Origin of the sequence: Pseudomonas sp. Leaf58, assembly GCF_003627215.1 — a bacterium.
GTDB lineage: Bacteria > Pseudomonadota > Gammaproteobacteria > Pseudomonadales > Pseudomonadaceae > Aquipseudomonas.
Map to the genome: position 1 here is coordinate 4,240,800 of NZ_CP032677.1, position 20,229 is coordinate 4,261,028.

Consider the following 20,229-nt stretch of genomic DNA (forward strand, 5'->3'; position numbering starts at 1 on the left):
ACCTAGAAATACACCGTGGACCTGGTATTCAAAGCCGCTTTGGGCGCTGGCGTGGTGGTGCTGCTGGCAATGCTGTCGAAGACGCGCAATTACTACATTGCCGGGCTGGTACCGCTGTTCCCCACCTTCGCCCTGATTGCCCACTACATCGTCGGCAAAGGACGCAGCATTGCCGACCTGAAAACCACCATCCTGTTCGGCATGTGGTCGATCATTCCGTACTTCGTGTACCTGGCGACGTTGTATGTACTGGTCGACCGCATGCGCCTGGAGGCGTCGCTGGCACTGGCCACGGTGGCCTGGCTAATGGCAGCGACCGTGCTGGTGACCGTGTGGGTGCGGATGCACTGACCTGTATCGGCGTGGCCTTCTTCGCGGGCGCCGTCGATTCAAAGCCCGGCGATATGCTTAACATCCTGCCGATGCGCCTGCAGATAGGGCAACACCGCCCCCAGCAGCGGCGCCTTGAACGCCTCCTGGAAGCGGTGCGCCAACCCCGGTATCAAACGCAGCTGGCTGCCCTGGATATGCGCCGCCAGATGCACGCCATGCATCACCGGCAGCAACGGGTCGGCCGTGCCATGCACCACCAAGGTCGGCACCCGCAGCTGGTTAAGCAACTCGACCCGGCTCGGCTCGGCCAGAATCGCCATGATCTGGCGTTTGGCCCCCTCCGGGTTGAACGCCCGGTCGTAGGCCACGGCTGCCTGCTGTAACAACAGCGCGCGATCGTCGTGCACCTGTGGGCTGCCTAAGGCCGCCAGCAGGTCGGCCTGCTGTTCGATGGCCACTGCTCGGTTGGGTGCGCTGCGCCGGGCCAGCAACTGCACCAGCGCCGGATCCGGCGCCGGCAAGCCCGCCGCCCCGGAGCTAGACATCACCAGCGTCAGGCTGCGCACGCGTTCGGGCGCCATGGCCGCCAGGTGCTGGGCGATCATGCCGCCCATGCTCACCCCCAGCACATGAAACTGGTGCACACCCAACGCATCCATCAGGTGCAGCCCATCGTCCGCCATGTCAGTCAGGGTATAGGGCGACGCCACCGACAAGCCCAACTTGTAGCGCAGCAGTTCAACCGTCAGGTTGGCCGACGGTGGCAATTGCTTCCAGCGGGACAGGCCAACATCGCGGTTGTCATAGCGGATCACCCGAAAGCCCTGGCGGCACAACGCCTCGACCACGTCATCCGGCCAATGGATCAGTTGCCCACCCAGGCCCATGACCAGCAGCAAGGCTGGGTCGCGCGGGGCACCGACGCTTTGATACACCAGGCTGACCGCGCCCAGTTCGGCCCGCTGTACCGGCACCTGGGCGTCACAACGCTGTTCGGCGAAACTCGCAGGTGCGCTGAATATGAAGAACAGAAAAAACCAAAAAGCCCGCATGACAGAAACACCAGAATGCAGATCCCCAGTAGAGCGCGAGTCTGATGAATTCTGTTCGGGCGCGCTGCCACAGTTGCGTGACAGTTTGATGACCCCCGCCAGACGGTGCGGCCGAACGCCCAGTCGACAGCTGCGTCAACATGAGGGAAACTCAACTCATTCCCTGTTTCCTCAAATCTACGCCCCGGAGTCAGCTGTGCTGGAGATCCGTCACCTGAAAACCCTTCATGCCCTACGCGAGGCCGACAGCCTGGTAGAGGCCGCCGAGCGCCTGCACCTGACCCAATCAGCGCTGTCGCACCAGTTCAAGGAGCTGGAAGAGCGCCTGGGCTTGCCCCTTTTCGTGCGCAAGAGCAAGCCGATTCGTTTCACCAGCGCCGGCCTGCGCCTGCTGCAACTGGCCGACGCCACCTTGCCGCTGCTGCGCGGCGCCGAGCGTGACATCGCGCGCCTGGCGGGTGGTACCGCCGGGCGCCTGCACATGGCCATCGAATGCCACAGTTGCTTCCAGTGGCTGATGCCGACCATCGACCAGTTCCGCGATGCCTGGCCGGAAGTGGAGCTGGACCTGGCCTCCGGCTTTGCTTTCGCCCCGTTGCCGGCCCTGGCCCGTGGTGACCTCGACCTGGTGGTAACCTCCGACCCAGTGGACCTGGCGGGGATCACCTATGTGCCCCTGTTTACCTACGAAGCGATGCTGGCCGTGGCCAATCAACACCCCCTGGCCAGCAAGCCGTACATCGTGCCGCAGGACCTGCTCGACCAAACCCTGATCACTTACCCGGTGGAGCGCGACCGCCTGGACATCTTCACCCGCTTCCTGGAGCCGGCCGACATCGAGCCGGCCGCCGTGCGCACTTCGGAGCTGACGGTGATGATGATGCAGCTGGTGGCCAGCGGCCGTGGCGTGTGCGGCATGCCGCATTGGGCCCTGCACGAGTACAGCTCGCGCGGTTACGTGAAGGGCAAGCGCCTGGGTGACAAAGGTTTGTTCGCCACGCTGTATGCCGCAGTGCGCACCGATATGCTCGATGCGCCGTACATGCGCGACTTTTTGCTGACCGCCAAGGACACCTCGTTCGCCACCCTCGATGGCGTCAGCGCGGTGCGTTGAGCGCCTGCTGGTAGTACAACGGCAAGATCAGGTCGCGGGTCAGCGGCGCCAGCGTCATCGCTGGCGTCTGGTCGGCGTCCAGCCACACTACCTCTTCAATTTCCGCGGCCGGGACCACGGCTTCGGCGCTGTCGACACGGAACAGTTCGGCTTGAACGTCAAAGCCCGGCTCGTTGGCGGCCGCGGCGCTGAACTGGCCCAGGTGCACGGCCTGGGCGGGGTCGATGCGCAGGCCCAGCTCCTCGTGCAACTCGCGCACCAGTGCCTGCACCGGCGATTCGCCAGCATCGATCTTGCCGCCGGGCTGCATGAAGGCCTGGGTCCCGCGCTTACGCACCAGCAGGGTGCGGCCCAGGGGGTCGATCAGCAGGGCGGCGGCAATGCGGATGGTGTTGGGCACGGGCTGGACTCGCTGGAAACAATGGCTGGGGAGGATCCCATGGGGTCAGCGGCGTGACAAGGCCAGTCTTTACTGTGCCGGCCTGTTCGCGGGTAAACCCGCGAACAGGCCGGCACAGGTTACAGCTGACCTTACAGACGAACGGCCCCTTGCCAACTCGCCCCGCACCCGCCATAACCAACGCATGAACCTGCCCGCCAAACACCACCCGGTGCTCGAGCTGTTCCACCCCGCCGTGCGCACCTGGTTCCGTCGCCATTTCGCCACGGTAACCGACGCCCAGGCCCAGGCCTGGCCATTGATCCACACCGGCCAGTCGATGCTACTGGCCGCACCGACTGGCTCGGGCAAAACCCTCAGCGCGTTCCTGGCCGTGCTCGACGAATTGTTCCGCGAAGGCCTGGAGCACCAAGGCGAGCTGCCCGCGCACACCAAAGTGATCTACGTTTCACCCCTAAAAGCCCTGTCCAACGACATCCGCCTGAACCTGCAAGCCCCGCTCGAAGGCATCAGCCAAGCCCTCGCTGAACAAGGCTTGAACGCCCCGCGCATCACCACTGCCGTGCGCACCGGCGATACGCCGCAGAAGGAACGTGCCGCCATGCGCAAGCTGGCGCCGCATATTCTGGTAACCACCCCCGAATCGCTCTACGTGCTGATGGGCTCGGCTTCGGGCCGTGAAGGCCTGGCCAGCGTGCACACGGTGATCGTCGACGAAATCCATGCCCTGGCCGGCAACAAGCGCGGCGCCCACCTGGCGCTGACCCTGGAGCGCCTGCAGGCCCTGTGCAAGCGGCCGCTGCGGCGCATCGGCCTGTCGGCCACGCAACGCCCGGTCGAGCGGGTGGCGCAATTTTTGGTCGGCACCGGGCGCCCCTGCGCCATCGTCGATGTCGGCCATGCACGGCAGCGCGATTTGGCCATCGAAGTACCGCCCGTACCGCTTGGCGCGGTAATGGCTACCGATGTCTGGGGCCTGGTCTACGACCGCCTGGCCGAGCTGGCCCGGGTGCACCGCACCACCCTGGTGTTCGTCAACACCCGGCGCCTGGCCGAACGCGTCACCCGCCACCTCAGCGACCGCCTGGGCAGAGCGGCGGTTGCCGCGCACCATGGCAGCCTGTCCAAAGAGCTACGCCTGGATGCCGAGCAACGCTTGAAACACGGCCAGCTGCAGGTGCTGGTGGCCACTGCGTCACTGGAACTGGGCATCGACATCGGCGACATCGACTTGGTTTGCCAGATAGCTTCGCCGGGGTCGATAGCGGCCTTCCTGCAACGGGTTGGCCGCGCCGGCCACCAGGTCGATGGCGTGCCCAAGGGGCGCTTGTTCCCGACCTCACGCGACGACCTGATCGAATGCGTGGCCCTGCTCGACTGCGTACGCCGGGGCGAACTGGACGAACTGCACATCCCCCGGGCGCCACTGGACGTGCTGGCCCAGCAGATCGTCGCCGAAGCCAGCAACCAGCCCTGGCATGAACAGGCCTTGTTCCAATGCCTGCGCCAGGCCACGCCCTACGCCGACCTCGACCAACACCATTACCAAGCCCTGTTACGCATGCTCGCCGAGGGCTACAACGGCCGCCAAGGCGTGCGCAGCGCCTACCTGCACCGCGACGCGGTGAGCGCCACCTTGCGTGGCCGCCGGGGTAGCCAGCTGACTGCCCTGACCAGTGGCGGCACCATCCCCGACAACGCTGACTATGCCGTGCTGCTCGAGCCACAGGCGCTGAACATCGGCAGCGTCAACGAAGACTTTGCCGTGGAAAGCATCGCCGGCGATATCTTCCAGCTGGGCAACGCCTCCTATCGCATTGTGCGCGTCGAGCCTGGCCGGGTGCGGGTGGAAGATGCCCAAGGCCTGCCGCCGACCATTCCATTCTGGCTGGGCGAGGCGCCGGGGCGCAGCGACGAGCTGTCTGCCGCGGTAGCACGGCTGCAGGCGCAGGTCGACCAGCAGCTGGCGCGCGCTGGCGACAATCAGGCCGAGGTACTGGCGTGGTTGCAGGGCACGTTCGAACTGGGCGAAGCCAGCGCCAGCCAGTTGCTCGACTACCTGGCCCGGACCCGCGAAGTACTCGGCGCCCTGCCCGCGCAAGACACGCTGCTGATGGAGCGCTTTTTCGATGAGTCCGGCGGCACCCAGCTGATCATCCATTCGCCCTATGGCAGCCGCATCAACCGCGCCTGGGGCCTGGCCCTGCGCAAGCGTTTCTGCCGCACCTTCAACTTCGAGTTGCAGGCGGCAGCCAGCGAGGACGCCATCGTCCTGTCGCTGTCCACCAGCCACAGTTTCGAACTGGACGACGTGTGGCGTTACCTGCATAGCCGCAGCGCCGAGCCGATCCTCATCCAGGCCGTGCTCGATGCACCGTTGTTCGGCGTGCGCTGGCGCTGGAATGCCAGCGTGGCCATGGCCCTGCCGCGCTTCGTGGGTGGGCGCAAGGTGGCGCCACAGCTCCAGCGGATGAAAAGCGAAGACCTGGTGGCCGCCGTGTTCCCCGAGCAGCTCGCCTGCCTGGAGAACATCGCCGGCGAGCGGCAGATACCCGATCACCCACTGGTCGAGCAAACCCTTGACGACTGCCTGCACGAGGCGATGGACAGCGAAGGCTGGCTGGCGCTGTTGCGGCGTATGGAAAGTGGCGCGGTGCGCCTGCTGTGCCGTGACCTGCCCGCCCCTTCGCCGCTGGCTTCGGCCATCCTCAATGCCCGGCCCTATGCCTTTCTGGATGACGCGCCGCTGGAAGAACGGCGCACCCAGGCGGTGCTCAACCGGCGCTGGAACGAGCTGCGCAGTGGCGACGAGCTCGGCGCACTGGACGCCGATGCCATTGCCGCCGTCGCTGCCGAGGCCTGGCCGCAGCCAGGCAACGCCGACGAAATGCATGAGGCGTTGATGGGCCTGGGTGCCATCAGCGAGGACGAGGTGCAGGGCAATGCCAGCTGGGAGCTGCTGCTGCGCCAGTTGGCCAAAGCCGGGCGGGCGTTGCGCCTGGTAGATGCAAAACTGTGGCTGGCGCGTGAGCGGTTAAGCCTGTTGCAGGTGCTGTACCCCGGTGCCCGGCGCGAACCTGCACTGCAGGTGTTGCCCGGCTTCGATCAGGCCGTCGAGCCAGCCCCCGCGCTGGTCGAATTGCTGCGCGCCCGCCTGAGCGGCCATGGCCCGCTGACCCAGGCACAAATTGCCGCACCGCTTGGCCAGCCGCTGCAAGCCATCGAACAAGGCCTGACCCACCTGGAAGCCGATGGCTATGTGCTGCGTGGGCATTTCAGCCCCGGGGTCGATGACCTGCAATGGTGCGAGCGCCATTTACTGGCGCGCATCCACCGCTACACGGTCAAGCGCCTGCGCCGGGAAATCGAGCCGGTCAGCCTGCAACACTTCATGCGTTTTCTGTTCGATTGGCAGCACCTGGCGCCTGAGGAACGCCTGCGCGGCCCACAGGCGGTGGCCGAAGTGCTGGGCCAGTTGCAGGGTTTCCCCAGCGCCGCCGGCGCCTGGGAGGCCGAACTGCTGCCGGCGCGCATTCACGACTACAGCCCGCACTGGCTCGACGATGCCTGCCGCAGCGGGCAGTTCGCCTGGAGCCGGCTGGCCGCCACCGTGTCGAGCAACACCTTGTCGAGCACACCACTGGTGCTGCTGCCCCGCGAGCACCTCGGCCTGTGGCGCAGCCTTGCCCCGCTGCCGGCTCTGGACAGCCTAGGTGCACGGGCGCAGCGCGTCCACGAGGTGCTGCAGGCGCATGGCGCGCTGTTCTTCGACGAGCTGACAGTGGATGCCCACCTGCTGCCCAGCGAGCTGGAGACGGCCTTGCAAGAACTGGTAGGCGCAGGCCTGGTGGGGGCCGACAGCTTCACCGGCCTGCGCAGCCTGATCACCCCGGCGGCAAAACGCACCGCGCGCAACAGCCGGCGCGGCCACCCGCCGCGCTCCAGCAGCATGTCCCATGCCGGGCGCTGGGCCTTGTTGCGCCGCAGCGCGGTGGACGACAACCAGCGCCTGGAGCACATCGCCCGGGCCCTGCTGCGGCGCTATGGGGTAGTGTGCTGGCGGCTACTGGAGCGCGAAAGTGATGTGCTGCCGCCGTGGCGCGAGCTGCTGCGTTGCTACCACCGGCTGGAGGCGCGGGGCGAAATTCGTGGCGGGCGCTTCATTGCCGGGCTGGCGGGTGAACAATTCGCCTTGCCCGAGGCGGTGGGGCTGCTGCGGCAGGTGCGCCGGCGTGCACTGGACGCAGCACTGGTGGTGGTCAGTGCCAGTGACCCGCTGAACCTGATCGGGTCGTTGCTGCCGGGGGCGAAAGTGCCAGCGGTGACTGGCAACCGCCTGTTGTATCGCGATGGCGTGCCGGTAGCGGTGCGGGTGGCCGGGCGCTATTCGTTCCTGGTCGAGGCGCCAGCACAGGAGCAGGAAAGCTGGCGGCAAAAGCTGCTGCGCGCCACACCCTGATTGCCACAAGGGTTGGCGAGAATGATTTTTGCTACCCCGATTTTAATTTGCACAGCCGTGCAACTTGGCTATGGTCGGGGTTTACCCCAGGCCCTGAGCCTGACCGCGCCATCGCAAGGACCCTGTATGAGCCTGTCACTTCTCAGCCGCTATGCCTTCTTCGCCGCCTGTGTGCTGTTCACCCTGGCGAGCCTGCCCTTCACCCACCATGAATGGCTGTGGCCGTTCACCCTGAGCACCGCCATCCTCAGCCTGATCGGCCTGTTCGACCTGCTGCAGCAACGCCACGCGGTACGCCGCAACTACCCGGTCCTGGGCAACATCCGTTACTTGGTGGAAGCCATTCGCCCGGAAATCCGCCAGTACCTGCTGGAGGCCGACAGCGATGCCCTGCCGTTTTCCCGCGCCCAGCGCTCGCTGGTGTACGCCCGCGCGAAGAACGAAGCCTCGGATAAACCCTTCGGCACGTTGATCGACGTGTATGAGTCCGGCTTCGAATTCATCGGCCACTCGATGCGCCCGGCCCCCCTGACCGACCCGGCAAGCTTTCGGGTCATCGTCGGCGGGCCACAGTGCAGCCAGCCGTATTCGGCATCGATCTTCAACATTTCAGCCATGAGCTTCGGCTCGCTCAGCGCCAACGCCATCCGCGCCCTCAACCAGGGCGCCAAGCTGGGCAATTTTCACCATGACACCGGTGAAGGTAGCATCAGCCCCTATCACCGCGAGCATGGTGGCGACCTGGTGTGGGAGCTGGGCAGCGGCTACTTCGGTTGCCGCACGCCGGATGGGCGCTTCGACCCCGAACGCTTCGCCACCCAGGCCCGCAGCCCACAAGTGCGCATGATCGAAATCAAGATGAGCCAAGGCGCCAAGCCCGGCCATGGCGGCATCCTGCCCAAGCACAAGGTGACCCAGGAAATTGCCGAAACCCGGGGCGTCTTGATGGGTGAAGACTGCATCTCGCCGTCCCGCCACAGCGCCTTCTCCACCCCCATCGAGATGATGCAGTTCATCGCCCAGCTGCGTGAGCTGTCTGGCGGTAAACCGGTAGGTTTCAAATTCTGCCTGGGCCACCCGTGGGAGTTCATGGGCATTGCCAAGGCCATGCTGGAAACCGGCATCCTGCCCGATTTCATCGTCGTCGACGGCAAGGAAGGCGGCACCGGTGCAGCACCCGTGGAGTTCACCGACCACATTGGCGTGCCGCTGCGTGAGGGCCTGCTGTTCGTGCACAACACTTTGGTTGGCCTGAACCTGCGCGACAAGATCAAGCTAGGGGCCAGCGGCAAGATCGTCAGCGCCTTCGACATCGCCAGCGTACTGGCCATTGGCGCCGATTGGGCCAACTCGGCGCGCGGCTTCATGTTCGCCATCGGCTGTATCCAGTCGCAAAGCTGTCACACCAACAAGTGCCCGACCGGCGTTGCCACGCAAGACCCGCTACGCCAGCGGGCGCTGGTTGTACCGGACAAGGCTCAGCGGGTCGTTAACTTCCACCACAACACCTTGCGTGCTCTGGCGGAAATGCTTGCCGCTGCGGGGCTGGAGCACCCGGCGCAGCTGGAGGCCAAGCACCTGGTGCGGCGCGTGTCGGCCACCGAAATCAAGCTGTTCTCGCAGATGCATGTGTTTTTGAAGCCGGGGGAACTGCTGACCGGCGAGGTGAACGGCCAGTTCTATTCGCGCATGTGGCAATTGGCGCGAGCGGACAGCTTTGAGCCCAATAGCGAAATAGCGGCGTGATAGAAACTTGGGGCTGCTGCACAGCCCCAAGAATTTCAGATCAGGAAGCGGTACTGGCCACACCCTGCGCTTCTTTCGGCGCCAGGCGGAACGTGTAATACAGCACCGTCAACAGCACCAGGAACGCCGGGCCGATGTACAGGGCCACGCGGGTGTCCTCGAAGTACGCCATCAGGCCGACCACCAGCACCAGGAAGGCCAGCGCCAGGTACGAGCTCAGCGGCCACAACCACATGCGGTACTTCAGCGCCTTGCGCTCGGCGGTGCTGAGGCCAGCGCGGAACTTCAACTGCGCCAGCAGGATCATCACCCAGGTCCAGATTGCACCGAAGGTAGCGATCGAAGTAACCCAGACGAAGACCTTTTCCGGTACCAGGTAGTTGGCCAGCACACCCAGCAGTAGCGCGCCGATCGACAGCAGCAGCGCATTGCGCGGCACGCCATTGTTCGAGGTACGGGCGAAGGCCGCCGGGGCCTGGCCGTTTTGCGCCAGGCTATAGAGCATGCGCCCGGTGCTGAAAATGCCGCCATTGCACGACGACAGTGCCGCGGTAATGACCACGAAGTTGATAATGCCAGCGGCGGTCTTGATGCCGAGGCGCTCGAAGGTCATCACGAACGGGCTGCCCTGGCTGCCGATTTCGTTCCACGGGTAGATCGACAGGATTACGAACAGCGCACCGACGTAGAACAACAGGATGCGCCAGAACACCGAGCCTATGGCCTGTGGAATGGTCTTTTGCGGGTTGCGTGCTTCACCGGCGGTCAGGCCAATCATTTCCACGCCCAGGTAAGCGAACATCACCATCTGCAGCGACATCAGCACGCCGGTCACGCCATTGGGCATGAAGCCGCCGTTGCTCCACAGGTTGGAGATACCCACTGCCACGCCGTCATTGCCGAAGCCAAAGGCAATGATGCCGATGCCGCCAAGGACCATGGCAACGATGGTGACAATCTTGATCAGGGCGAACCAGAACTCGAATTCACCGAAGGCCTTCACCGCCACCAGGTTGACCGCACCCATGCTCCCCAGGGCCGCAAGGGCCCAGATCCAGCGCGGTACATCAGGGAACCAGATGCCCATGTAGATGGCTACCGCGGTAATTTCGGCAACGCAGGTCACCAACCACAGGAACCAGTAGTTCCAACCGGTAAGAAAGCCCGCCAGTGGGCCAAGGTAGTCCTGTGCATAGCGGCTGAAGGAGCCGGCGACAGGGTTGTGCACGGCCATTTCGCCAAGGGCGCGCATGATCACCAGGATGGCCAAGCCGCCGATGATGTAGGACAGCATGATGGCCGGGCCGGCCATTTCGATGGCCTTGGCCGAACCGAGGAAAAGACCAACACCGATGCAGGCGCCCAGCGCCATCAGGCGGATGTGCCGTTCGCCCAGTTCACGCTTGAGCGGGCCGCCTTCATTGGCTTGGCCGTGGGCAGAGTGGTTGCCGACTGGCATAGCAATACAACCTCATTTTGTTATTGGATTTAACCTTCGTGCAGCACTGGCCACACCGATAGGCGTGGCGTTGGCTGGCCAGGCTGGCCTCGTGGGCCGGCCCGTGTGCCGGAATAGAGCGCTCGGCAGTGCGAAGGGTCGAGCAGTATAGGAAGACCGTTGCAGGGGTTTTCGCTGTATAAACAGGAAATTTCAGCGAGATCTCTGGGGGCACGCAGTGGCCCTAAGATCGCCCCGGCACCATAGCAATATCACCGCATGAAGAAACCCACACCAAAGCCGCATAGCCCCTACGCCACTTCCCCCACTTCCTACAAACTTTTCACCTAACCCGCTCAACGTCTAAGCTTCAGACAAGCAAGACGAAAATACCTGGCCGGATAGAAGACTATGGGCGCACTGTGGCAATCGGAACCAAGCAGAACGGAAGCACCCCAGATACCTCCGGCCGAGACGCCACAGCCCCAGCCCCCCCGTCAGCGTCGGCTGTGGTGGCGGCTGATCATTCTCATCCTGCTGGTGGCGCTGGTGGCCATCGGCTTCGCCGCGTACGACGAATTCCGCACCTCCAACCTGCAGTCGCGGGAATTCAGCAAACTGGCGACCACCCTCACCTATTCGCTGCAGCCAGGCCCCAGCGACGCCATCCTTTACCCCGGTGATGGGCCGTTCGACAAACGCCTGGGCTACAGCGCCCTGGGCGAATTCCTGCCGCGCCTGCTCAAGCGCGATTACCTGATCAGCGAGCAGGTGAGGTTCTCGCCGGCGTTGATGAACTACGTCGAGCATGGGCTGTTCGCCCCCTACATCGAGAAGATCCAGGCTGGCCTGTCGATCACCGACTGCCGCGGCGACATGTTGTACCAGTACAACTACCCGCAACACCTGTACCCAGACTTTGCAGCAATCCCACCGGTGATGGTCAACAGCCTGCTGTTCATCGAAAACCGTGACCTGCTCGACACCAAGGACCCACGCAACAACCCGGCCGTGGACTGGCCGCGCTTCGCCAAGGCGGCCTACAGCCAGGTGGCCAAGTACCTGGCCCTGCCCGGCCAGTCCGCTGGCGGCAGCACCCTGGCCACGCAGCTGGAGAAGTACCGCCACTCACCGGACGGCCTGACCGTATCTGGCGCCGAAAAGATCCGCCAGATGATTTCTGCCAGTGTGCGCGCCTACCAGGGCGGCCCCGACACCACCGAGGCGCGTCAGCGCATCGTGCGTGATTACCTCAACAGCGTGCCATTGTCAGCAGTGCCTGGGCATGGCGAAGTGCATGGTATGGCCGAAGGCTTACGGGTGTGGTACGGCGCCGACTTCGACCAGGTCAACCAGGCCCTCACCTCCACCGCCACCGACCCCCAGAGCTTGGCCACACGCGGCCTGGCTCTGCGCCAGGTGCTGTCGTTAATGATTGCCCAGCGCCGGCCTTCGCATTACCTGTCCAAGGGCCGGGTCGAGCTGGCCGAACTGACCGACTCGCACATCCGCGTACTGGCTGCCAGCCAGGTCATCGAGCAGCCGCTGGCCGACGCTGCGCTGGCCAGCAAGGCGGTGTACCGCGACTGGGTGGCGCAACCGACCATCGTGCCAATCGTCACCAACAAGGGCATCAGCCTGGCGCGCAACCGCCTGGCAGCCATGCTCAATCGCCCACTGTACGACCTCGACCGGCTCGATGTGTCGGCCACCAGTACCCTGCAGGCCGACCTGCAACTGCAGGTGAGCCAGTACCTGAAGAACCTGGCCGACCCCGAGTTCGCCGCGCAGATGGGCTTGATTGGCGAGCGCCTGCTCACGGCCAAGACCACCGATCAGGTGAGCTACAGCTTCACCTTGTTCGAGCGCACCGCCGATGGCTCGCGGGTACGGGTACAGACCGACAGCACGGACCAGCCCTTCGACATCAACGAAGGCAGCAAGCTGGAGCTGGGCTCCACCGCCAAGCTGCGGGTACTCACTACCTACCTGGAGATCATCGCCGAGTTGCACGACAAGTACGCCGGCAAGCCTGCCGCCGAGCTGAAGAAAGTCGAAGTCGCCGAACTTGACCGTATTACCCAATGGTCACTGGAATGGCTGGCGCAGAACAGCAAGAACCAGAGCCTGGACGCCATGCTCGACGCGGCGCTGGAACGCAAGTATTCGGCCAACACCGGCGAAGCCTTCTTCACCGGCGGCGGTATGCATGTGTTCAACAACTTCCGCAAGGAAGACAACAGCCGCAACCCGACCCTCAAGGATGCGTTGCGCGAGTCGATCAACCTGCCGTTCATCCGCCTGATGCGCGACCTGGTGCGCTATGTCACCTACCAGCAGCCGTATAACCGCGTGCCGTTGCTCAAGGACGACTCCGACCCGCGTCGCCAGGAGTACCTGGCCCGTTTCGCCGACAAGGAAGGCACCAACTACCTGATGCGCTTCTGGAAGAAGTACCAGCGCAAGACCTCGCAACAGCGCCTGGATACCTTCCTCGACAGCATGCGCGTGACCCCGCAACGGCTGGCGGCGGTGCACCGCTACCTGTTCCCCGAGGCTGGTCAGGAAACCTTCAACGCCTTCGTCCGCGCCCACCTGAAAGGTGACAAGATCACCCTCGGCAAACTGACCGACGGCCGCCTGTCGGAGATGTACGACGCCTATGGGCCGGGTAAGTACGACCTGCCCGACCAGGGCTACATCGCCAAGGTCCACCCGCTGGACCTGTGGCTGCTCGGTTACCTGCTGAAAAACCCTGGTTCGACGTTGACCGAGATGGTCAACGCCAGCCGCTTCGAGCGCCAGGAGGTGTACGGCTGGCTGTTCAAGAGCCGTCACCAAGGCGCCCGTGACAGCCGCATCCGCACCATGGTCGAGATCGAGGCATTCCTCGACATCCACCAGCGCTGGAAGCGCGTAGGCTACCCATTCGACCACCTGGTACCCTCCCTGGCCACCGCCATCGGCAGCTCGGGCGACCGCCCTGCCGCCCTTTCCGAACTGGTCGGCATCATCCAGAACGACGGCGTGCGCCTGCCGACCTTGCGTATAGACACTCTGCACTTCGCGGCCAACACCCCTTACGAAACCAAGCTGGTCAGCGACCCGGATCGGGGCGTGCGGATTCTGCCTGTCGAAGTGGCGCGCGCCCTCAAAGGCGCCATGTCGCAGGTGGTGGATGCCGGTACCGCGCGGCGTATTTCTGGCAGTTTCAAGCTGCAGGACGGCACGCCACTGGTGATGGGCGGCAAGACCGGTACCGGTGACAACCGCATCGAAAGCTTCGGCGCCGGCGGCCGGCTGATCGGTTCGCGCTCGCTGAACCGTACCGCCACCTTCGTGTTCTTCCTTGGCGACAATCACTTCGGCACCCTGACCGCATTCGTACCGGGGCGCTCGGCGGAGGCATTCAAATTCACCTCGGCGCTGCCGGTGCAGGTACTCAAAGGCATGGCACCGATCCTCATGCCGTACCTGCAGCCGGGCAATCCGAATGAGTGCAAACCGCCGCGGGTGGCAGCGCACCCAGCTCCGCCACAAGGGGAAGCATCGATCCTTTAGATGATAATCATCTGCAATTAAGGGCTTGTCTTTAGATATATCTTGAGTAATATCTTACGATATATCGCAAACGACGGAGCCCTGCCCCCATGCGCGAACACACCCCCCATGATCCCTTCGAGCGGCGCCCCGGCCGTGGCGAGCGCGGCCCCCGCGTCTTCGCCCCCGGCGACCTCAAACTGCTGATGTTGGCCCTGCTCGCCGAACAACCCGGTCACGGTTACGACCTGATTCGCCAGATCGAAAACCTGTTCGATGGCAGCTACAGCCCAAGCCCCGGGGTGATTTACCCCACGCTCAACTTCCTTGAGGAAGCCGAGCTGATCAGCGGCCAGGTGCAGGGCAGCAAACGTCTCTATGCCATCACCGATGCCGGCCGCACCGCTCTGGCCGAACAAGCTGTTGCCTTGGACGGTGTGCGCATGCGCATCGAAGTGAGCAAACGCGCCCTGCGCGGCCACGACCGCCCGCCAGAAATTCACGAAGCGGTCGGCAACCTGCGCCACGCACTGCACATGCACAGCGGCCGTTGGACAGCGGATGAAATCGAGCGGGTCCGCGACCTGCTCAACCATGCTGCCAAGGCCATCGCCTCGGGGCCGGCCGAACCTGTCAGGGAGACACCCCATGAATGACACCATTCACCGCGTCAACCACGAGATCCGCCAGCGCCGCCTGCAGGTGCTACGGGTCACCGAGCTGACACCGCGCATGCGCCGCATCACCCTTGGTGGCGCCGAGCTGCAAGGCTTCACCAGCGTGGGCAGCGACGACCATATCAAGCTGCTGTTCGCCGAAACGCCAGAGCAACAGCAGGCCATCGAGGCCCGTAATCTGGGCCGGGAAGGTGGCGCACGGCCGACCATGCGCGAGTACACGCCACGGCGCATCGACCTGGTGGCCAACGAGCTGGACATCGATTTCGTGCTGCACGGCGACGGCCCTGCCTCCACCTGGGCCGCCCAGGCCGCGCCGGGGCAAACCCTGGACATCGCCGGGCCTCGGGCGTCGATGGTGGTACCGGATATCTTCGACAGCTACCTGCTGATCGGTGATGAAACGGCCATTCCGGCGATTGGCCGGCGGCTAGAGGAGTTGCCCGCAGGCCGTCAGGTGCTGGCGGTGATCCAGATCGAGGACGAGCAGGAGCGCCAGCCACTGCCAAGCAAGGCCCAGGTGGAGGTCATCTGGGTACGTCGCCAACAGGAGGACTTGCTGGCGCTGGTGAAGAACCTGACCTTGCCACAAGGCAGGGTGTACGGCTGGGTGGCCCTGGAAAAAGCCCTGACCCGCCAGGCCAAGGCGCTGTTGCTAGAGAAGGGGGTGCCTGAGGATGCGCTGAAGGCTGCGGCCTACTGGCGTGCCGACGGGGCTGTGGACGACGAGTAAATGGTGGTTTCCAGTCCCGGCCTCTTCGCGGGCAAGCCCGCTCCTACAGGCTATTCACAGCCCCCGTAGGAGCGGGCTTGCCCGCGAAGAGGCCGGCACAGGTTAAGCAAACTTATGCACCCGACGCCACCGATCCAGCCCCAGCAACACCAGCCCAATCCCCCAAAAACCCGCCAGCACGCCCAGGGCATTGAGCATCACCTGCCCATACCCCAGGTTCGTCACATCGATGAATGGGTAGGCATACACACCAATCTCGTGCCCCCGCCACAGCGCATAGGCGAAGTACACCGCCGGGTACACCGCCCACAACGCCAGGTGCCGCAGCCGCAAGCTGCCCTTGGGCACCTGACACCACCAGTACAAGGCATACAGCGCTGGCATCACATCGTGCAGCAACTCATCCGCCAGCCATTGCCAGCCTTGCGGTTGCCACAAGTGGCGCAGCAACACGCTGTAGGCCAGCGCCACCAAGACGATGCTGGCGGCCACTGCCGAACTCACCGAAGGCGACAGGAAAAAGCGCTTCGCGCGGCCCTCCCGCCCGAACGCGGCATAGCTGAGCACCGTGGCCACCAGGGTATTGGTCAACACGGTGAAATAGCCGAACACATTGATCAGGCCGCCTATCAGGCTGGCCTGTTCCTGCCAGCGCGCCAGCAGCACCAAGTACACCTGCACGGTCAAGCCGAACCAGCCCAGCACCGCCATGCCGGTCAGCCAGGGGCGCCGTGGCATATCAGGCCTGGCGCTGCAGTTTCACGTAAAGCTGCTCGACCTTTTCTCGTGCCCACGGCGTTTTGCGCAGGAAGGTCAGGCTCGACTTGATGGTGGGGTTGCTCTTGAAGCAGCGCACATCGATGCGCTCGGCCAGGCCCTGCCATTGGTAGTGCGCCACCAGCTCGGTGAGGATCTGTTCGAGGGTCTTGCCGTGCAGTGCGTTGTGTTGGGCCGTGCTCATGCTGTGCTCCGTAGGAAAGATGCGCACCTTACACGAGTGTAGTGGTAGGTGGGATCAGGCGAGACGACAGAAAAATCGCTGGCCAGGCGCAAAATCTCTGTGCTGAAATAGTTATGTTATGTTGTAACATTACAAAGCACCTGCCAAGGAACGCCCCATCCCCATGCTGTACACACCGCTTCGCCTCTCGCCCCTTGCCGTCGCACTTTGGCTAGCTGCTTCGCCCAGCCAGGCCGTGGAGCTCGAACCCCAAGTCATCACCGCCAACCCATTAGGTAACCGCCAACTGGCCGCCCCCAGCAGCGTGCTCGAAGGCGATAACCTGCTGCAACAGCAGCACAGCAGCCTTGGGGAGACCCTGAACAAACAGCCCGGCGTCGCCTCCACTTGGTTCGGCCCTGGCGCTAGCCGCCCGGTGATCCGAGGCCTGGATGGCGACCGCATTCGCATCCTGCGCAATGGCGTCGGCGCCCTGGATGCGTCGTCGCTGTCCTATGACCACGCCGTGCCGCTGGACCCGGTGAGCGTCGACCGCGTCGAGATCGTCCGCGGCCCGGCGGCCTTGCTCTACGGCGGCAACGCCATCGGCGGGGTGGTCAATACCTTCGACAACCGCATCCCGGACGCCCCCATCGAGGGCCTCCAAGGTGCCGGTGAACTGCGCTATGGCGGCGCCGACACCACCCGCAGCAGCGCGGGCAAGTTGGAGGCCGGCAACGGCGCCTTCGCCCTGCACCTGGATGCCAACAGCCGCCAGTTCAACGACCTGCGCATCCCCGGCTACGCCCGCAGTTCCAAGGTGCGTGATGCTGACGAACCGGGCAGCAAACACCGCCTGGAAAACAGCGACGGCCGCCAGGACGGTGGCGCCGTGGGTGGCGCCTACCATTGGGGCCGCGGTTACGCCGGCCTGTCGTACAGCCGCTACGACAGCAACTATGGCTCGGTGGCCGAGCCTGGCGTGCGCCTGGACATGCAGCAGGACCACTACGCCTTCGCCTCCGAACTGCGTGACCTGGACGGCCCGTTCAGCTCGGTCAAGGTCGATGCCGGCTACACCGACTACGCACACCGTGAAATCGAGGGGGGCGAAGTCCACACCACCTTCAAGAACAAAGGCTATGAAGCGCGCATCGAAGCCCACCACCAACCGCTCGGGCCGGTACAAGGTGTGATCGGCGCGCAGGTCAGTCGCAACGAGTTCTCCGCCTTGGGTGAGGAAGCCTTCGTTCCGCACACCAACACTGATAGCCTGGCGCTGTTCATGCTGGAGCAGTGGCAGGCCACCGAGCGCCTGAACCTGAGCCTGGGCGCACGCCTGGAGCACACCCGCGTCGACCCGGACGCCAAGGGCAACGAAATCTTCGTCGACGCCGACAGCGCCAGCAGCTTCAATGCCTTCAGCCTGTCTTCGGGGGCGGTGTACCAGCTCGACCCAATCTGGTCGCTGGCCGCCAACCTCGGCTACACCGAGCGCGCCCCGACCTTCTACGAGCTGTACGCCAATGGCGCCCACGTGGCCACTGGTGCCTTTGAAGTCGGTGATGCCGGCCTGAACAAGGAAAAGGCCATTTCCGCCGACCTGGCGCTGCGCTTCGACAATGGCACCCACAAAGGCAGTGTCGGGGTGTTCTACAGCCACTTCCGTAACTACATCGGCCTGATCGGCACCGGCAGCCTGCGCGAGGGCGGGCATGAGCACGATCATGACGAGGATGACCATGACCACGATCATGACCACGATGGCTTCCCGGAATACCAGTACCAGGGCGTGCGGGCGCGCTTCTATGGCATCGAGGCCCAGGACCGCTGGCAGTTGGCGGAAAACCACTACGGCAGCTTCGCCCTGGAGCTGTCGGGTGACTACACCCGGGCGAAAAACCTCGACAATGGCCAGCCGCTGCCACGCATCGCCCCGCTACGCTTGAACAGCGGCCTGGTCTGGGAACTGAACCGCTGGCAAGCGCGGGTCGATGTGCAGCATGCTGCATCGCAGCATCGCAAGCCGGCCGACGAAACCAGCACCGAGGGCTACACCACCTTGGGTGCGAGCGTTGGCTACCGCTTCGACATTGGCCATAGCCAATGGCTGGCATTTGTGCGCGGCGAGAACCTGAACGACCAGACCGTGCGCTATGCCAGCTCGATCCTGCGGGACATCGCGCCGGCACCGGGGCGCAGTGTGGAAGTGGGCCTGCGCACCACCTTCTGACATTGCAGGGGCGCTTTTGCGCCCCTCTGCAGCCAATTGTTACCTGTTGAACAACAATCCCCTGCGACATTTTGTCTTTTTTTCTTACAAGTTCCCCTATATCCTCCCGCCGCAAGCTGAATCGCTTCATCGAACCCATCTGTCGCCATATCCATTGAAGGGCCCACCCTTCGATGCGCTTGCCGTTTATTCAATAATCAAAAGATAGCGCTATCTCATGTTCCAACTGCCCAAAATCTGCTGCATCGGCCTTGCCCTCAGCGCCCTGGCGACCCCCGCCGGCGCCAGCGAAATGTTCGCCAGCGACTCCCCGTGGATGCTCGGCGACTGGGGTGGCACCCGCAGCCAATTGCTGGAAAAAGGCTACGACTTCACCCTCGGCTACACCGGCGAGATGGGTAGCAACTTGCACGGTGGCTACGACCACGACCGTACCGCGCGCTACAGCGACCAGTTCACCTTCGGCAGCCACCTGGACCTGGAAAAGATCCTCGGCTGGCACGACACCGAAATGCAGCTGACTATCACCGAGCGCCACGGCGACAACATCAGCAACGACCGCATCAACGACCCGCGGGTCGGCGGCTTCACCTCGGCTCAGGAGGTCTGGGGCCGGGGTGAAACCTGGCGGTTGACCCAGATGTGGATCAAGCAGAAGTACTTCGACGGCGCCCTGGACGTGAAATTCGGCCGCTTCGGCGAAGGCGAAGACTTCAACAGCTTCCCTTGCGACTTCCAGAACCTGGCGTTCTGCGGCTCACAGGTGGGCAACTGGGTGGGCGGCATCTGGTACAACTGGCCGGTCAGCCAGTGGGCCCTGCGCGTGCGCTACAACCTCAGCCCAGCGCTGTACGCCCAGGTCGGCGTATTCGAGCAGAACCCTTCCAACCTGGAATCGGGCAACGGCTTCAAGCTCAGCGGCAGCGGCACCCAGGGCGCGGTAATGCCAGTCGAACTGGTGTGGAGCCCACGTATCCAAGGCCTGAAAGGGGAATATCGCGCCGGCTACTACTACAGTAATGCCAAGGCACAGGATGTTCTCAAGGACAGCAACGGCCAGCCGGCAGCCCTGAGCGGCGCCGCCTACCGCAGCAGCTCGAGCAAGCACGGCTTGTGGCTCGGCGCCCAGCAGCAGGTAACTTCACTGGCGTCCGACCAGTCGCGTGGCCTGAGCCTGTTTGCCAACGCCACGGTGCACGACAAGAAGACCAATGCCATCGACAACTATGTGCAGGCAGGACTGGTATACAAAGGGCTCTTCGACGCCCGCGCCAAGGACGACATCGGTTTCGCCCTGGCCCGTGTGCACGTCAACCCGGCCTACCGCAAGAACGCCCGGCTGGCCAATCAGGCTGCGGGCCTCGACGATTATGACAACCCAGGTTTCCTGCCGGTGCAGGACACTGAGTACAGCGCCGAGCTGTACTACGGCATCCACTTGGCCGATTGGCTCACGGTACGCCCCAACCTGCAGTACATCCGCCACCCGGGCGGGGTGTCGCAGGTCGATGGCGCCCTGATCGGCGGCCTGAAGATCCAGAGCAGTTTCTAACCCCCTTTTTTG

The 20,229-nt window shown here is 64.1% G+C and carries 14 protein-coding genes; 9 read left to right on the forward strand and 5 right to left on the reverse strand.

Annotated features, from left to right (window positions below):
* Positions 1-15 precede the first annotated feature (15 nt).
* A complete protein-coding gene (locus tag DV532_RS19740; protein WP_056802099.1) occupies positions 16-351 on the forward strand; it encodes a GlpM family protein in 336 nt (111 codons plus the stop codon).
* Positions 352-389: 38 nt separating this feature from the next.
* Here the strand turns inward: DV532_RS19740 and DV532_RS19745 are convergent, their stop codons facing one another.
* Positions 390-1,385, reverse strand: coding sequence for an alpha/beta fold hydrolase (locus DV532_RS19745; protein WP_056802098.1), 996 nt, complete (start codon positions 1,383-1,385; stop codon positions 390-392).
* 196 nt (positions 1,386-1,581) lie between these two features.
* Here DV532_RS19745 and metR point away from each other — a divergent pair, with 196 nt between their 5' ends.
* On the forward strand, positions 1,582-2,499 hold the full coding sequence (gene metR / locus DV532_RS19750) for a transcriptional regulator MetR (RefSeq protein ID WP_056802096.1): 918 nt from the start codon (positions 1,582-1,584) through the stop codon (positions 2,497-2,499).
* Here metR and DV532_RS19755 read toward each other — a convergent pair.
* A complete protein-coding gene (locus tag DV532_RS19755) occupies positions 2,483-2,899 on the reverse strand; it encodes an NUDIX domain-containing protein (RefSeq protein ID WP_056802094.1) in 417 nt (138 codons plus the stop codon). The two genes, metR and DV532_RS19755, sit on opposite strands and share 17 nt — an antisense overlap.
* Positions 2,900-3,083: 184 nt before the next feature.
* Here DV532_RS19755 and DV532_RS19760 point away from each other — a divergent pair, with 184 nt between their 5' ends.
* Entirely contained in the window at positions 3,084-7,358 is a 4,275-nt protein-coding gene (locus DV532_RS19760; protein ID WP_056802092.1) for a DEAD/DEAH box helicase, read from the forward strand.
* Positions 7,359-7,484: 126 nt separating this feature from the next.
* A complete protein-coding gene (locus DV532_RS19765) occupies positions 7,485-9,104 on the forward strand; it encodes an FMN-binding glutamate synthase family protein (RefSeq protein ID WP_056802089.1) in 1,620 nt (539 codons plus the stop codon).
* A 40-nt stretch (positions 9,105-9,144) separates the two neighbouring features.
* On the opposite strand, the gene DV532_RS19770 is transcribed toward DV532_RS19765, so the two are convergent.
* A complete protein-coding gene (locus tag DV532_RS19770; RefSeq protein WP_056802087.1) occupies positions 9,145-10,563 on the reverse strand; it encodes an amino acid permease in 1,419 nt (472 codons plus the stop codon).
* Between the two features lie 390 nt (positions 10,564-10,953).
* Between DV532_RS19770 and DV532_RS19775 the strand changes: the two genes are divergently transcribed.
* The 3 genes from DV532_RS19775 to DV532_RS19785 all read left to right on the forward strand — a co-directional run bounded on the left by DV532_RS19775 (position 10,954) and on the right by DV532_RS19785 (position 15,492).
* Positions 10,954-14,103, forward strand: coding sequence for a transglycosylase domain-containing protein (locus DV532_RS19775; RefSeq protein WP_056802084.1), 3,150 nt, complete (start codon positions 10,954-10,956; stop codon positions 14,101-14,103).
* Positions 14,104-14,192: 89 nt separating this feature from the next.
* Positions 14,193-14,738, forward strand: coding sequence for a PadR family transcriptional regulator (locus tag DV532_RS19780; RefSeq protein WP_056802083.1), 546 nt, complete (start codon positions 14,193-14,195; stop codon positions 14,736-14,738).
* A complete protein-coding gene (locus tag DV532_RS19785; RefSeq protein ID WP_056802081.1) occupies positions 14,731-15,492 on the forward strand; it encodes a siderophore-interacting protein in 762 nt (253 codons plus the stop codon). The genes DV532_RS19780 and DV532_RS19785 overlap by 8 nt, the downstream gene beginning before the upstream one ends.
* A gap of 102 nt (positions 15,493-15,594) precedes the next feature.
* On the opposite strand, the gene DV532_RS19795 is transcribed toward DV532_RS19785, so the two are convergent.
* A complete protein-coding gene (locus DV532_RS19795) occupies positions 15,595-16,230 on the reverse strand; it encodes a Pr6Pr family membrane protein (protein WP_056802079.1) in 636 nt (211 codons plus the stop codon).
* A 1-nt stretch (position 16,231) separates the two neighbouring features.
* Complete coding sequence (locus DV532_RS19800) at positions 16,232-16,453, reverse strand: VF530 family DNA-binding protein (protein ID WP_003252112.1); 222 nt, start codon at positions 16,451-16,453, stop codon at positions 16,232-16,234.
* A 163-nt stretch (positions 16,454-16,616) separates the two neighbouring features.
* Between DV532_RS19800 and DV532_RS19805 the strand changes: the two genes are divergently transcribed.
* Together DV532_RS19805 and DV532_RS19810 are read left to right on the forward strand one after the other, a co-directional pair.
* Positions 16,617-18,665: a TonB-dependent receptor gene (locus DV532_RS19805; protein WP_056802076.1), complete on the forward strand. Its 2,049-nt coding sequence runs from the start codon at positions 16,617-16,619 to the stop codon at positions 18,663-18,665.
* 217 nt (positions 18,666-18,882) lie between these two features.
* The gene (locus DV532_RS19810) at positions 18,883-20,217 is read left to right on the forward strand and encodes a carbohydrate porin (RefSeq protein ID WP_056802074.1); all 1,335 of its coding nucleotides are present in this window, start codon (positions 18,883-18,885) and stop codon (positions 20,215-20,217) included.
* Positions 20,218-20,229: the final 12 nt, after the last annotated feature.

Excerpts from the sequence above, each read along its gene's own strand:
- DV532_RS19810 (WP_056802074.1), top strand. The coding sequence starts at position 18,883 with ATGTTCCAACTGCCCAAAATCTGCTGCATCGGCCTTGCCCTCAGCGCC.
- DV532_RS19775 (WP_056802084.1), top strand. The coding sequence starts at position 10,954 with ATGGGCGCACTGTGGCAATCGGAACCAAGCAGAACGGAAGCACCCCAG.
- DV532_RS19795 (WP_056802079.1), bottom strand. The coding sequence starts at position 16,230 with ATGCCACGGCGCCCCTGGCTGACCGGCATGGCGGTGCTGGGCTGGTTC.
- DV532_RS19780 (WP_056802083.1), top strand. The coding sequence starts at position 14,193 with ATGCGCGAACACACCCCCCATGATCCCTTCGAGCGGCGCCCCGGCCGT.
- DV532_RS19805 (WP_056802076.1), top strand. The coding sequence starts at position 16,617 with ATGCTGTACACACCGCTTCGCCTCTCGCCCCTTGCCGTCGCACTTTGG.
- DV532_RS19765 (WP_056802089.1), top strand. The coding sequence starts at position 7,485 with ATGAGCCTGTCACTTCTCAGCCGCTATGCCTTCTTCGCCGCCTGTGTG.
- DV532_RS19745 (WP_056802098.1), bottom strand. The coding sequence starts at position 1,385 with ATGCGGGCTTTTTGGTTTTTTCTGTTCTTCATATTCAGCGCACCTGCG.
- DV532_RS19785 (WP_056802081.1), top strand. The coding sequence starts at position 14,731 with ATGAATGACACCATTCACCGCGTCAACCACGAGATCCGCCAGCGCCGC.
- DV532_RS19800 (WP_003252112.1), bottom strand. The coding sequence starts at position 16,453 with ATGAGCACGGCCCAACACAACGCACTGCACGGCAAGACCCTCGAACAG.
- DV532_RS19770 (WP_056802087.1), bottom strand. The coding sequence starts at position 10,563 with ATGCCAGTCGGCAACCACTCTGCCCACGGCCAAGCCAATGAAGGCGGC.
- DV532_RS19760 (WP_056802092.1), top strand. The coding sequence starts at position 3,084 with ATGAACCTGCCCGCCAAACACCACCCGGTGCTCGAGCTGTTCCACCCC.